Consider the following 15,087-nt stretch of genomic DNA (forward strand, 5'->3'; position numbering starts at 1 on the left):
CGCGCAATAGCACTACCCATGTAATTTACAGGAGATCGTTATGAGTGAAGTTGAAAACAATGCCGTTACCTACACCGTGGTAATGAATCATGAAGAACAGTACTCAATTTGGCCAACTTATCGTGATCTGCCAGCCGGCTGGCAGGAGGTCGGCAAATCAGGGAGTGAACAGGAATGCCTGGCGTACATTGAGGAGGTCTGGACAGATATGCGTCCACTGAGCTTACGCAACGCCATGGCCGGCAATCGTTAAATTCGGGTCAATAACGACTTCGATCCGAACAGGAGAGTGAACATGAACATGTACAGGCTACTTTCTGAACGTCCGCAGGGCGCCCCCCGGTTGTCAAAGCTCCTGGCGGCGCAATCGCTGGCCGGGCTGGCAGGTGCCGGGCTGGTCGCCATCCTTACACAGGCAGCGCATGCCGTTGAACAACAGGGAAAGGTGCTCCCGCTGGTCGCGCTTACCGCCTTAACGCTGTTCATGTTCCTTTTCAGTCAGCGTTACGCCATGCGCTGTACGGCCCTGCGCGTGGAGCGTTCAATCCACAACGTGCGCGTGCGGGTCGTGGATAAATTGACAAGAATTGATTTGCAGACGTTTGAACAGATAGGCGAGAAGAATTTGATGGCGTGCGTGGAGAAGGACATCAAAACCATGTCTAACGCCTGTACCGCCATTATTGCCTCCGGCCAGTCGGTCATGCTGTTCGTTTGCGCGGCCGCTTATCTGGCCTGGCTTTCACTCCCGGCCTTTCTGCTCACCGCCGGGACGATCGTTTTTGGCGTCGCGCTGAACTTTATCAGAATGCGTTCAATATTCACCGCCACTGAACAGGCGTTGCAGTCAGAAAACAGCCTCTCCGGGCTAACCAGCCACATTGTAAGAGGATTTAAGGAACTCAAGCTGCACCAGAAACGCCGCCGTGAAGTGTATGAGGAACTGGTTGAGGCGTCTGATAAAACCGCCAGCCTGAATCAAAAAGCCTTTGGCCTGGCGACTGACCATATGATTTTGCTGCAATCCATTCTCTACGTTTTGATCGGGCTGGTGATCTTCGTTCTGCCTCTGGCAGGGCAGATGCAGACGCTTTTGCAGGTTCAGGTGATTGCAGTCATCCTGTTTCTTAACGGACCGCTCAGTCAGTTTATCGGCATTTTACCGATGTACGCGCAGGCGAATGCTGCCGCGCACAGTATTGGCGAGCTGGAGCAGCGGCTTGATGCCGCCGCCAATCGGGATCCCGACTTGCCCGACGTTGTTCCTGAAGCTATGCGAAGTATTGAACTGAGGGATATCCGTTTCGCCTATGAGGCAAACGGCGGTCAGGCATTTGAAATCGCGCCGCTGAATATGTTGATTTTTCAGGGAGAGATCATCTTTGTCACCGGCGGCAACGGTTCAGGAAAATCGACGTTCCTTAAATTGCTGACCGGCCTGCGGTTTGCCAACCACGGCGATCTGCTGCTGAACGGCGAACGCGTTAACAAGCCTGAAAAAATTGCCGGTTATCGCGCGTTGTTCTCGGCAATCTTCTCCGATTTTCATCTGTTTACCAAACTGTATGGCGCCGAGATCCCACGTCGCGCCATGGTGACAGAGCAACTGAACCGGCTGGCGCTTGGCAACAAGGTTCGCCTGGAAGGACGTACTTTTACGCCGCTGAATCTGTCAACCGGCCAGCGCAAGCGGCTTGCCCACCTTGTCACCTTGCTTGAAGACCGGCAAATCTACATTTTTGACGAATGGGCTGCCGATCAGGATCCCCATTTTCGCAGCTGGTTCTACCGCGAAGAGCTGCCCAGACTCAAATCGCTGGGCAAGACCATCATCGCCGTGACCCATGATGAACAGTACTTCGAATACGCTGACCGCTGGTTCCATTTCGAGGAAGGCCGTTGCGAAGAGAAATACCTTAAGCCTGCCGTCCCCGTGCGCCTTTTTCCCGAACATGCCTGATTAATTCTGGCCATTGAGGAGTGACCTGATGAGTGTTAGTGGTAATTTGGACCAGAACGATTTCTTTGAAGAAGATCTTGACCTGCTTGATGCACTGTTATCTGACGATGTGCGGGTTAAAGAACCGGCCATTGCCACGCAGGCGGTGAACAAGGGGCCGTTATCCTTCCAGCAGGAGCGCCTGTGGTTTCTCAGCGAGTTGGATCCTGATGCGGCGGCCTATACGATCTTCAACGCATTTCGGTTACAGGGCCAGCTGGACGAGAAGGCGCTGTTTGCGGCGCTTGAGACGCTGGTTGAGCGGCATGAAGCGTTGCGCACCGCCATTTGTAGCCAGGACGGGCAGGCACAACAGGTAATTATGCCGGCTTATATGCCGGTGCAAAACAGCGTCGATTTGACGCAGACAGAAGGTGAAGCAGCCGAGCAGGCGCTGCACAAACTGTTACGCAGCGAAGCGGCTCGCCCGTTTGTACTCAGCGACGGAAAGCCTTTTCGCGTGGTACTGGCTAAGCTGGCTGCCGATGAACATGCCCTGATGCTCAGTCTGCATCACATTATCAGCGATGCATGGTCGATGACCGTGCTGATGGGCGAGCTGGCCGTGATTTATCATGCTTATGCTCGCGGCGAAGAGCCGCTGCTGCCTCGCCGATCTCTTCGCTATATTGACTATGCTCTTTGGCAGCGAGGAAGTACTGCGGCCAAAGACCGTGAAAGCAGAGAAATGGCTTACTGGCTACAGGAGCTGGAGGGGCTGCCTCTGCTCGAACTGCCCACCGACTTTCCCCGACCGCAGAAGCAAACGTTTAACGGCGCGACGGTAAGTTTTCAGCTGCCCGCGACAACGACCCACGCTTTGCAGAAGCTGTCGGCCAGCGAGCGTACTACGCTGTTCAGTTTACTGATGGCTGCGTTGCACGTGCTGATGGCACGCCATGCACGCCAGTCTGACGTTGCCATCGGCACGTCGATTGCTGGCCGGGACGATCAGGCGCTGGAAGGGCTGATTGGCTTCTTTGCCAATATGGTGGTGATCCGCGCAAGGCTGGAGCAGGACCCGAGCTTTCGCACGCTGCTAAGAACCACCGCCGCTAAGGTGCATGCCGCTATGGACCACAGCACGCTGGCTTACGACCGGCTGGTTGAGGGCATGAAAATTGCGCGCGATCCCAGCCGCAATCCGATTTTCCAGGTGGCCATGACGTTGCTGAATCTGCCCGGCTCGCGGATGTCTCTGGGCACGCTGGCTGCTGAGAAATTGCTCAGCCAGGAAGCGGCCCGTTTCGATCTGGAACTCTTTTTGAGCGAGTCTGACGGCATCCTGTCCGGCACCTTTGTCTATAATACCGATCTCTTTTTGCCCGCCTCGTTAAACCGTCTCACCGAACAATGGCTGATATTGTTAGCCGACATTGCCGCCTCGCCCGATAAGCCGGTGTCGCAACTGGCGCTGATTAACGACAGTGCCGCTTTACTACCGTTTCCGCGCCAGACGTCGCCAGCGGCGGTCAGACCTTTACACGAACGGATAGTGCAACAGGCGGAGAAGTGGCCCGATCGTCGCGCGCTACAGCTGGGCAACGAGCGCCTCACCTACGGTGAACTGGCCTCTCAGGCCCGCCAGATTGCCCACGCGCTGATCGCCGCAGGCATTAATACTGAGCAGCCGGTAGGGTTATGGTTTGAGCCAGGCTTTGGCATGATCGCCGCGATGCTGGGCACATGGATGGCTGGCGGCGGCTATATGCCTGTTGATATCCACTCGCCGGCAGAGCGCATTGCCACCATTATTGAAGACAGCGAAGTCAAATTCATGCTCTCTGACAGCGCTCATTCAGGGACGATACCGATTTTCGCCGGCACCCTTCTCTGCATCGATGAGATCGATAACCCGCCGCAATGTGACCTGCCTGAGGTGAGTCCTGAACGGCTTGCTTATATTATTTATACCTCCGGTTCGACGGGGCGTCCTAAGGGCGTCGAGGTCACTCACGCTAACGCAGCGAGACTTTTCTCTTCCTGCGACAGCCTGTTCGAGTTTGAAAGAAGCGACGTCTGGACCTTCTTCCACTCCTACGCCTTCGATTTTTCGGTATGGGAAATCTGGGGCGCGTTGGTTCACGGCGCTTCGTTATTGATCGTGCCGCCAATCGTGGCGCGGTCGACCGACAGCTTCTACGATCTCCTGTGTGACCAGAAAGTCACCGTTTTAAGCCAGACGCCGTCAGCTTTTCGCCAGCTGATGGCCGCCGAAGAGGCCAACCCTCGCGAAGGCGATCTGGCGTTGCGCTATGTCGTATTCGGCGGAGAGGCGCTGGATATCGCCAGCCTGGCTTCGTGGATGGATCGCCATGGTGATGAGGAGCCACGGCTGGTCAATATGTACGGTATTACCGAAATCACCGTCCACGCGACCTTCCGCCTGATTACTTACGCTGATTTACCCCGAGCGGCCAGCAGCGTTATCGGCACGCCGTTGCCTGATTTATGTCTGCGCCTGCTCGATCCTAATGGTGAACCTGTACCGGAAGGGATGGTGGGTGAAATTTTTGTCGGCGGAGCCGGTGTGGCACGTGGCTATCGCAACCAGCCAGCGCTGACGGCCGCGCGTTTTCTCCGTGATGCCAGCGGCATGCCGTTATACCGCAGCGGCGATTTGGCAAGGATCAATGCCTGGGGTGAACTCGAATACCGTGGCCGTGCCGATTCTCAAATCAAATTACGCGGTTACCGCATCGAAACCGGGGAGATCGAAAATACCTTAAGGCGTCATCCTGCTATTGAAGATGCCGTGGTCGCCGTCAGAGGGCAAAACGACGCCGCGCGGCTGGTTGCCTGGGTACGTAAACGCCCAACGTCTCTGCCACAGGGTGGCGCTACTGCTGAAGACTGGCGGCCAAGTTTCGATATGATTTATGCCGCCGAGGTCGAGGACGACGATCTTGACGTCGTCGGCTGGAATGACTCTTACGACAACAAGCCGCTGCCGCTTGAGCATATGCGCCTGTGGCGGGATGAAATCCTGCAACGACTGCGCGCCTTACAGCCAACCCGTGTTCTCGAACTGGGCACCGGTTCCGGCATGCTGCTGCTGCCGCTGGCGGAAGAGGTTGAGCGCTATCAGGGGCTGGATTTCTCCGCTGAAGCCGTCGCGCGTCTTTCCCGGAAAGTCGCCGGGCGCGGGTTTACGCATGTCCAGCTGGAGCAGCGGGAAGCCAGCGACCAGGCCGGATTGCCGGATGATTTCGATTTAGCAATCCTCAATTCCATCGCGCAATATTTCCCCAAAGCCAGCTATTTTATTGATGTCCTCGATCAGGCGATGCAGCGACTGAATGCGAGCGGCAGCCTGTTTGTCGGCGATTTGCGGCATCTGGGGCTGTTAAGGCATTTTCACGCCAGCCGTCTGGTCCATCGCCGACCTGCTGAATCTGACCGGGCCAGCCTGCTTGCGCAGCTGACAAAAATGGTCGAGGGCGAGAAAGAACTCCTGGTCGATCCCGCATTCTTCTTCCACTGGGCCGCTCAGCGCGACGATATCGCCCGTATCGATATTTTACCGAAGGTAGGTGGCGGGCAGAATGAACTCACCACTTACCGTTACGATGTGGCGATCCTCAAAGGCACGCCGCAACCATCGCAACCCTGCGAGCGCATTGACGTCGCCAACATTCACGCTGCCTGGCAGGGACAGCCTGCATTCATTAGTGGCATCCCCAATCCACGGCTGGCGGCTGTCGACGCTTTTCTCGGCTGGCTGGAAAGCGATGCCGATGCAGCGCCAACGTCACAGCAGTGGAACAACTGGTCCAGCGCTGAGGCGGGCCAGGCGCCTGGGGTGTTGGCAGAGCAGTGGCAGTCACGCGCGGGAGCTGCGAAGCTTTACTGGACCGTTGAAGGGCAGCCAGGGCACTTTGAGCTGGCTGTAGCGACCCGCATCGAAGCGCTGCCCGCTTTAGCGCCTTCCGTCACTATTGATGCAGAACTGACCCAATTTTTCAACGTCCCGTCGAAACTGAGAGAGGAAGAGCCGCTGGCAACGACGCTGCGGCGCTATCTTGCCGCTTATCTTCCCGACTATATGCTGCCAGCGGTCTATATCCCGCTGGAGACTTTTCCTCTGACGCTGAACGGAAAACTCAATTACTCAGCGCTTCCTGAACCGGAGGAAGTGCAGGAAGTCACCGCCGATCGGCATCAGCATTTCAACGATACCGAGCGCAAAGTAGCAAAAATCTGGACCGAGGTGTTGCAGCTGGCCCAGCCGGAACTGCATGCCAACTTCTTTGAGAAGGGCGGCCACTCGCTGCTGGCGACGCAGGTTATTTCGCGCCTGAACGCGGCGTTTTCGGTGAAATTGCCGCTGAGAAGCCTGTTCGATCATCCTACCATTGCCGGGCTGGCCGCGATGCTGGAGAGCCTGCTGAAAAAAACCAGGCAGTCATTGCCGCCGTCAGCCGACCTCAAAGCGGTTCCGCGCGGTGGCTTACTTCCGCTGGCTTATACCCAGCAGCGCTTCTGGTTTATGGAGCAGATAGATCGGGGATCGATTGGCTCTCATAATATTTCGTTAGCCCTCAGGCTTCGTGGACAGTTAGTGCCTGCCGCGCTGCGCGCTACTATTCAGACTGTTGTGGCTCGCCATGAAGCGCTGCGCACGGTATTTGTCCAAAACGAGGGTGAGCCTGCGCAGCTCATCAAATCTGACTGGACGCCGGAGACAGAGGAAACCGATCTTAGCCACCTTTCCCCCAGTGAGGCTGAAAAGGCGCTGAGAGAGCGGATTGCTGTTCAGGCTAACACCCGGTTCAAACTTGACGTCGCACCACCTTTGCGACTGGACCTTGTACGTTTAAGCGAGCAGGAACACGTGCTGCAACTCACTCTGCATCACGCCATCTGTGACGGCTGGTCACTGGGCGTGATGGTCCGTGAATTCAGCGAGTGCTATGCAGCCAGCGTGGCCGGCCGGGCGCCGCAGCTGCCTGCCTTGCCGCTACAGCTGGCTGATTTCGCCGTCTGGCAGCGAACGGAGCTGGCCGGCGCTCGTCTGCAATCGCTGCTGCAACAGTGGAAACAGCGTCTTCTGGGCGCGCCTTATGGCCTGTCGCTGCCTTTCGACCGGGTGCCACCTTCTGACGTGCCAAAGATGGGACAAATCATCTATTTCAATTTCGATGCGGCCCAGCTGCGCCAGCTGAAACATTTCGCCGAAAGCCAGGGCGCGACCCTGTTTATGGTACTGACGGCAGGTTATTCCGCCCTGTTGAGCCGCTACAGCGGAACGTATGATGTGGTGATCGGCACGCCGATTGCCCAGCGACAGCATAAAGAGCTGGAGGGCATTGTTGGCTGTTTCCTGAATACGCTCGCCTTGCGTATTCAAAGCGATGCAGGGATAAGCGGCCGGGCGTTGTTGGCTCACGTGCGGGAACGCGTGCTGGAAGCGTATGAATGGCAGGACGCGCCGTTCGATGCGGTGGTCAGCGAGCTTAGCCCCGAGCGGTCACGCGATCGTCATGCTCTGTTCCAGACCATGCTGACGCTGCAAAATATGCCGTTGGGGAAATTTACGCTACCGGGGCTGGAAGCCGAGCCCTTGCAGGGCGAGGAAGGGGTGGCGGGGTTCGATCTCAGCGTGACTTTTATTGAGACTGCTGACGACAACGGCCAGTCTGGCCTCCAGGGCATGCTGGAATACGATGCGAATAAGTTCCTGCACGCTTCGGTAGAACGCTTCTCAACCCAGCTGCATTCCCTGCTTCTGGCAATGGCAACCACACCGGAAACGCCCGTTGCGACGCTGAACCTGCTGGCACCGGGCGAGCGCGAGCATCTGCTGGAGGTGCTCAACGAGACGGACCATGCGATCCCGCATGAGCGCTGCCTTCACGAGCTTATTGCTTTACAGGCAGCTCGTACGCCTGACAGCATTGCCGTTCGCGACGCTACGGGCGAAATCAGTTACGCAGAACTTGAGGCGCGGGCGAATGCCGTAGCCTGGACTTTGCACGAACATGGTGTCGGTCCCGACAGCATTGTCGGCCTCTGTACCGAACGCGATCGCGGCATGGTGATTGGGCTGCTGGGAATAATGAAAGCCGGGGCGGCGTATCTTCCGCTGGATCCGGATTACCCTGCCGGACGCCTGGATTTGATACTCAATGACGCCCGGCCTGCCGTGCTGGTCACCCAGTCTGGCCTGACATCGGCGACCTCCTTCAGCGGGCCTAAAATCCTGCTTGAGGATCTCGGGCTGGCGGACCCGTGTCCAGCCAGTGGGGTGATGCCTGCTAACCTTGCCTACATCATCTATACCTCCGGGTCCACGGGCGTGCCGAAAGGGGTGATGATTACCCACGCGGCGATTGTTAACTACCTTAGCTGGGCACTTGAGACCTATACCCCAGGCAGCGAAGGTACCGTTCTGATGTCGCCTTCCTATGCCTTTGACGGCAGTATGACCACGCTCTTTACGCCGCTGATTAGCGGGCGCTGCATGCAGCTGATGCTGCGTGATGAAGTGCTGTCACGCACCCGTTACGCGCTGCTGGCGCGCAGCGAGCAACTGGCTCTGATCGATTGTGGCCCGGCACAGCTGGACGTTTTGCAGCAGGTGCTGGAGCCGGAACAGCTGGCCAGCAGCCGCGTAGAAGCCATCGTTATTGGTGGCGAGGCGCTGCAAGCCTCAACCGTTGAACAGTGGCGTCGCCATGCGCCGTCCACCCGGTTGTACAACGAATATGGGCCAACTGAAGCGACCGTCGGCTGCTGTACTTATCAAATTACCGCTGCTTCACCGTGGTTCGGACCGATGCCGGTTGGTCGCGGGATCTGGAACGTCAGGGTCTACGTTTTAGACGAGCAGATGCAGCCAGTGCCTCCCGGCATTGCTGGCGATCTTTACGTGGCGGGCAGCGGGCTGGCGCGTGGATATGCAGGCAAACCTGGGCTAACTGCGCAAAGTTTCATTCCGGATCCGTTCTCGGAAGGGGGACGCCTGTATCGCACCGGCGACCGCGCAAGCTGGAGCACCACCGGCGTTATCAACTATCTCGGCCGCAATGACGATCAGGTGAAATTCCGTGGTTTCCGCATTGAGCTGGGTGAAATTGAGGAAAAAATACGCCAATACCCGGGCGTGACTGAAGCTGCGGTCAGGGTGCATACCGACGATCGGGGAAACAATTCGCTGGTCGCTTACCTGGCAGAACAGCACGATGGCCTGACGCACGATTTAGCCGCCTGGCTGCGAGAACGGCTGCCGGGCTTTATGGTGCCGTCGCACTACGTCCGGCTTGACGCGCTGCCGATATCCGTTAGCGGAAAAGTGGATCGTAATGCTTTACCGCTTCCTGACAATATAGGTAACTCAGAAGCAGAGAAACGCGAGACCAGAGCGCTGAACGCCATCGAACAGCGTTTGGCGACGATCTGGCGTGAAGTGACAGGGCATGCGGTAAACGATCCTGAAGCTGATTTCTTCGAGGCCGGCGGCGATTCGCTCAGAGCGGTGAAGCTTATTTTCCTGATTGAACGCGAATTTAAACGCGCTTTACCGCTGGCCAGCCTGTTTGGGCTGCGTACGCTTGAGGCGCAAGCTGTCGCGATTACCGCTGAAGTGAATACCCCGACCGACGTGCTGGTTCCCATCCACGTTCGTGAAAATGCCCCCAGCGTGGTGCTGGTGCACGACATCTCCGGGCAGATCCTCTCCTACCGTCCGCTTGCTGAGCAGCTTAAGGCGTTTAGCGTCTATGCTATTCAGTCGCTCGCAGCGCAGCATGAGAACGCGCCGTCGATCGCCCAGATGGCGGAACTCTATGCTCGCGCCATAGTGGAAGCCAACATCCCCGGGCCGCTAATCCTGGCGGGACATTCGTTTGGCGCTCAGGTTGCTACCGAGCTGGCCCGAACGCTGACTGCTCAGAGCAAGCCGCCGTTACTGCTGGCAATTCTGGACGGTATAGCTGAGCCAGACCGGGCCTCTTTAGATCAATTACCTCGCGACGATCTGGATTTGATGGACTACATGATCCGCACCATTGAGCTGTCGATAGAAAAACGTATCGATCTGGATGCAACACGTCTGCGCGCGCTGCCTGAAGCCGAACGTGCAGGCTGGATTACCGCCAAAATTACCGAGGCGGGTGTCGTTCCTGAACAGACCTCACCGGAGCATGTTATGCAGCTGTTTACCATTTATAAAAACAATCTGGAAAGCCTGCACGGCTATCAGCCCGGGCGGGTTACCTGTCCGGTGGCGCTATGGTCGACCGAAGCGCTTTACCCGCAGGGAGAGGCCGGATGGGGCAATTATGCTGACCGGGTAACGGTTCAGCTGGCCAGCGGCGATCACGTCAGCATGCTCAAACCTCCCCATGTACAGGGACTGGCGGCGAGCCTGGCTCAGGCCATCAACGACGAGATGCCATCATGAGTATTCCACAACTCATCCATCAGGTTTGGTTTCAGGGGGAAGCACAGCTTCCCGAGAAATATCGCCGTTACCGGGCATCCTGGCAGCGCCATCATCCAGACTTTCAGTGCCTGTTATGGGATGCGCACGCCTTACGGGAACATGTGGCCACTCACTGGCCGCAGTTTTTGCCTGTTTACGATGCCTTCCCACACGATGTACAGCGCATGGACAGCGCTCGTTATTGCCTGCTGGCCACGCTTGGTGGGATCTATGCGGACATGGATATTGAATGTCTGCGGCCTGTCGATGAGCTGCTGGCAGGCCACGAGCTGATCCTTTCCGAGACCGTCGGCTACAACATTGCCTTTATCGCCAGCGCGACGGGCCATCCGCTGTGGGAAACGGTTTTGCATCATCTGACGCACAAAATCTATGCGGGGCTGGATGACGTGCCGGCGTTTATGCGGGAGAGCGCTGCCATGCAGATCGCCGCCGTTTCCGGGCCTCGTTTCTTCACGCTGTGCGTGGAGGAGAGCGGGGTACTGGCGCTTGCAGAGACGCTGGCCTGTCCTGGCGACTATTTTGAGGGAAATGGCCGTACTGAGAACGGCATCGCCTACGGGCGGCACGATATGGATTTGAACTGGATGTCTCCGTCGGCCCGGCTTCTGTCCAGACTGGCGCGCGGTTTTTCATCGATAGCGAGCGGGATGCGTTTCCGCCGCAAAAAGAGTAAAGGAGAAAGTTTCTGATGCGTCTGATTTGTTTCCCTTATGCCGGAGGCAGTACAGCTGTTTTCCGTGGGCTGGCCCAGTTACTGCCGGATATTGAGGTCCATACGCCTGAACTACCGGGGCGCGGTTCGCGAATGAACGAGGCGGCGCATGCGTCAATGGAAGCGCTTGCGGAACAGATGATGACAGAACTCGCTCCCCATTTTGAACGCCCGTTTGCCTTATTTGGCCACAGCATGGGCGCGGCGCTTGCCTTTGAAATTGTTGGCAGACTACCGTTGTCCGCTCGCGCCAACCTGCGCCATCTGTTCGTTAGCGCCTGTCCCGCACCCGGCTATCCCTCTCGCCGGTATAAACAGTTGCAAGGCCTTAATGATGCTGACTTTGTTGAAGAGTTACGTCGCCTTGGCGGGACACCTTCGGAGGTACTGGACAATGCCGAACTGATGGAGCTGCTGCTGCCGATGCTCAGGGCCGACTTCACCGCCGTTGAAAATCATCAGGCAAGATCCGGCACCCTTCTTGACGCCAGCGTAACGGCTTTAGTGGGCGATCGGGATGACAAAGTCAGTGCTGAAGCGGCGGCAGGCTGGCGGAACACAACGCGTGGCAGCTTTGAGTCACACATATTGCCGGGCGATCATTTTTTCCTCAGGCCGCAGTTTCTGACTATCGCTGATATTATCAATCTGCGAATGGCCGCGTAGCCATCAATTTGCGACCGGCAGCCTGGTCATCCGTTTGTGACTGGCAGCCTGGTCGCCTTCAGGCTCTTCGGGATAAGTCCCACCAGGGTGAATCAACCATAAAGCCAATGCTATATACGGAAATTCCTGATGCCGCAGTTTTTTATTAATCGCCCCATCTTTGCCTGGGTTGTTGCGCTGTTTATCGTCCTGGCGGGACTGATTGCAATTCCGCAGCTGCCCGTCGCGCAGTATCCGTCGGTCGCACCACCCAGCGTCAGCGTCAGCGTTTCTTATCCGGGTGCCACGCCTGAGACGATGAATGAGTCGGTCATTTCATTGCTGGAGCGAGAGATTTCGGGCGTGGACAACATGCTCTATTTCGAGTCAACCAGCGATACCTCGGGCACGGCGAGCATTACCATCACCTTTCGTCCAGGAACCGATATCAAACTGGCGCAGGTCGATGTGCAAAATAAGCTCAAGGTCGTAGAGCCACGTTTGCCACAGACGGTCAGGCAAAACGGACTGGATGTGGAGGCAGCGAACTCGGGGTTTCTGATGATTGTTGGCCTCCGCTCGCCCTCGGGCGCGTACAGCGACCAGGATCTGAGCGACTATTTTGCCCGTAACGTTTCTGAGGAGCTTCGGCGTGTGCAGGGCGTGGGGAAAGTGCAGCTGTTTGGTGCTGAGAAAGCGATGCGGGTGTGGTTAGATCCCAACAAGCTGTTCACCTATAACCTCTCGGTTAGCGACGTCGTTACCGCGCTAAGCCAACAGAATGCCCAGGTTTCGCCGGGCCGCGTTGGTGATGAACCTGCACGTCCGGGTCAGAGGGTCACCTATCAGCTAACCGTCCAGGGGCAGCTTTCTTCGGTAGAAGAGTTTCGCAACATTACGCTTAAAGCGCGGAAAGATGGATCCCGCGTGCGGCTAAGCGACGTGGCTCGTGTTGAGCACGGGCTGCAATCTTATGCATTTTCCATCCGCGAAAACGGCAAGCCTGCAACCGCCGCCGCTATTCAGCTTTCGCCGGGCGCCAACGCAGTGAGTACGGCAGAAGGCGTACGCGCGCGGCTGAATGAGCTCTCTTCAGTACTGCCTGAAGGCATGGCGTTTTCTGTGCCTTTTGATACCGCGCCGTTTGTGAAACTGTCGATTGAAAAGGTTATTCATACCTTTATTGAAGCGATGGGGCTGGTGTTCCTGGTGATGCTGCTGTTTTTACAAAATCTGCGCTACACCTTTATCCCAGCCATTGTGGCCCCTGTGGCGCTGCTGGGTACCTTCACCATTATGCTGCTTGGTGGCTTTTCCATTAACGTGCTGACCATGTTCGGCATGGTACTGGCGATTGGGATCATTGTTGACGATGCCATTGTGGTAGTGGAAAACGTCGAGCGTTTAATGGCGGATAAAGGGATGTCGCCAAAAGAGGCAACGCGTGAAGCGATGCGCGAAATCACGCCTGCCATTATTGGCATCACGCTGGTGTTAACGGCGGTCTTTATCCCGATGGGCTTTGCCAGCGGATCGGTCGGGGTAATTTACCGGCAGTTTGCGCTGTCCATGGCGGTCTCGATCCTCTTTTCAGCCTTCCTGGCCCTGACGCTGACCCCGGCTTTATGTGCTTCTTTACTGAAGCCCGTCACTACGCACGGGAACGATAAAAAGGGCTTTGCAGGCTGGTTTAACCGACGTTTTAAGGGGCTGACGCATCGCTATCAGTCAGGATTGCGCTTCACCCTGAAACGCAGCGGAAGGGTGATGATCCTTTATGCCTTGCTGTGCGGCATCGTTTTTATCGCTTACCGTGCGTTGCCGTCTTCATTTTTGCCTGATGAAGATCAGGGCTATTTTATGACGGTTTTCCAGCTGCCGTCGGATGCCACTCAGGAGCGAACCCGCAAGGTGGTTGATCATCTGGAATCTGTTGTTGCCCAACGGCCGGGTATCGAAGGCAATATCTCCGTGTTTGGATATGGCTTTTCCGGCTCCGGCCCGAATACGGCTCTGGCCTTTACCACGCTGAAGGACTGGGACCAGCGCAAAGGCGCGACGGCCGCAGGCGAGGCGATGTTTGTTCAGGAAGCGATGAATACGCAGCCCGACGCGACGGTGATGAGCCTGATGCCGCCCGCAATCGCCGATATGGGTACCTCATCAGGCTTTACGCTCTATCTCGAAGATCGGGGCGGCAGAGGCTATACGGCGTTAATGCAGGCGGCGACAAAGCTGACCGAGCTGGCCGCTGGCAGCGCGATTGTGAGTGGCGTTTACACTGACGGATTGCCGGAAGGCGTTAGCGCGGATTTGAAAGTCGACCGGGAGAAAGCGCAGGCGATGGGGATCTCTTTTGATGAGATTAACCAAACCTTGTCGGCGGCTACCGGCTCTAACTACGTCAATGATTACACCGATAATGGCCGCGTGCAGCAGGTGATTGTGCAGGCTGACGCGCCGTACCGGATGCAGCTCCAGGATTTGCTCAAGCTTTATGTACGCAACAGTAACGAAGAGATGGTGCCGCTCTCGACCTTTATCACTGCCCGCTGGACGCAGTCACCGCAGCAGCTCAACCGTTATCAGGGCTATCCGGCGATAAAAATTACCGGCAGTACCTCGCCAGGCTATTCAAGCGGTGCGGCAATGACGGAGATGGAGCGTCTGGCCGCAACCTTGCCCAAAGGCTTTATGGCAGAATGGAGCGGCGCCTCGCTACAGGAAAAAAGCTCTGCGGCGCAAATGCCCATGCTGATGACTTTGTCGGTGCTGGTGGTGTTTATGGTGCTGGCCGCGCTGTATGAAAGCTGGTCAATACCGCTTTCGGTGATGCTGGTGGTGCCGCTTGGCGTGGCGGGCGCGCTGGCGGCGGTTTATATAGCAGGTATGCCAAACGATGTATTTTTTAAAGTGGGCATGATCACGCTTATAGGCCTCTCAACCAAAAATGCCATTCTTATCGTTGAGTTTGCGCGGCAGCTGCATGCTCAGGGAGCGACGGTCTTTGAGGCTACCGTTGAGGCGGCACATCTGCGCCTGCGCCCGATTATTATGACCTCGCTGGCCTTTACGCTGGGCGTTGTGCCGCTGATGCTGGCAACGGGTGCCAGCGAGAGTACTCAGCACGCCATTGGCACCGGCGTATTTGGCGGTATGATCAGCGGCACGCTGCTGGCGATTTTCTTTGTGCCGGTTTTCTTTGTCGGTATCTCATCGGTGGTTGCAAAATTGTCCTCATCGATTGGCAGGAAAAAACAGTAATTTTAATCAGCGTTTTAA

The 15,087-nt window shown here is 56.8% G+C and carries 6 protein-coding genes; all 6 read left to right on the forward strand.

All coding sequences use genetic code 11. The features are described from left to right. The first annotated feature begins 40 nt into the window (after positions 1–40). The 6 genes from EHV07_RS10310 (at position 41) to EHV07_RS10335 (ending at position 15,069) form a co-directional block, all read left to right on the forward strand. Positions 41–253 (forward strand): MbtH family NRPS accessory protein, encoded by a 213-nt coding sequence (locus tag EHV07_RS10310; protein ID WP_147197597.1) that lies wholly within the window; start codon positions 41–43, stop codon positions 251–253. A 42-nt stretch (positions 254–295) separates the two neighbouring features. Continuing rightward, the gene (locus EHV07_RS10315; RefSeq protein WP_147197598.1) at positions 296–1,960 is read left to right on the forward strand and encodes a cyclic peptide export ABC transporter; all 1,665 of its coding nucleotides are present in this window, start codon (positions 296–298) and stop codon (positions 1,958–1,960) included. Between the two features lie 28 nt (positions 1,961–1,988). After that, a complete protein-coding gene (locus EHV07_RS10320; protein WP_147197599.1) occupies positions 1,989–10,403 on the forward strand; it encodes a non-ribosomal peptide synthetase in 8,415 nt (2,804 codons plus the stop codon). Beyond that, complete coding sequence (locus EHV07_RS10325; RefSeq protein ID WP_147197600.1) at positions 10,400–11,137, forward strand: glycosyltransferase family 32 protein; 738 nt, start codon at positions 10,400–10,402, stop codon at positions 11,135–11,137. Before EHV07_RS10320 ends, EHV07_RS10325 begins: the two co-directional genes overlap by 4 nt. Then, on the forward strand, positions 11,137–11,826 hold the full coding sequence (locus EHV07_RS10330; protein WP_147197601.1) for a thioesterase II family protein: 690 nt from the start codon (positions 11,137–11,139) through the stop codon (positions 11,824–11,826). Before EHV07_RS10325 ends, EHV07_RS10330 begins: the two co-directional genes overlap by 1 nt. A gap of 129 nt (positions 11,827–11,955) precedes the next feature. Beyond that, on the forward strand, positions 11,956–15,069 hold the full coding sequence (locus EHV07_RS10335; RefSeq protein ID WP_147197602.1) for an efflux RND transporter permease subunit: 3,114 nt from the start codon (positions 11,956–11,958) through the stop codon (positions 15,067–15,069). The last annotated feature ends 18 nt before the right edge of the window (positions 15,070–15,087 follow it).

The organism is Pantoea sp. CCBC3-3-1 (genome assembly GCF_007981265.1).
Classification (GTDB): domain Bacteria; phylum Pseudomonadota; class Gammaproteobacteria; order Enterobacterales; family Enterobacteriaceae; genus Erwinia.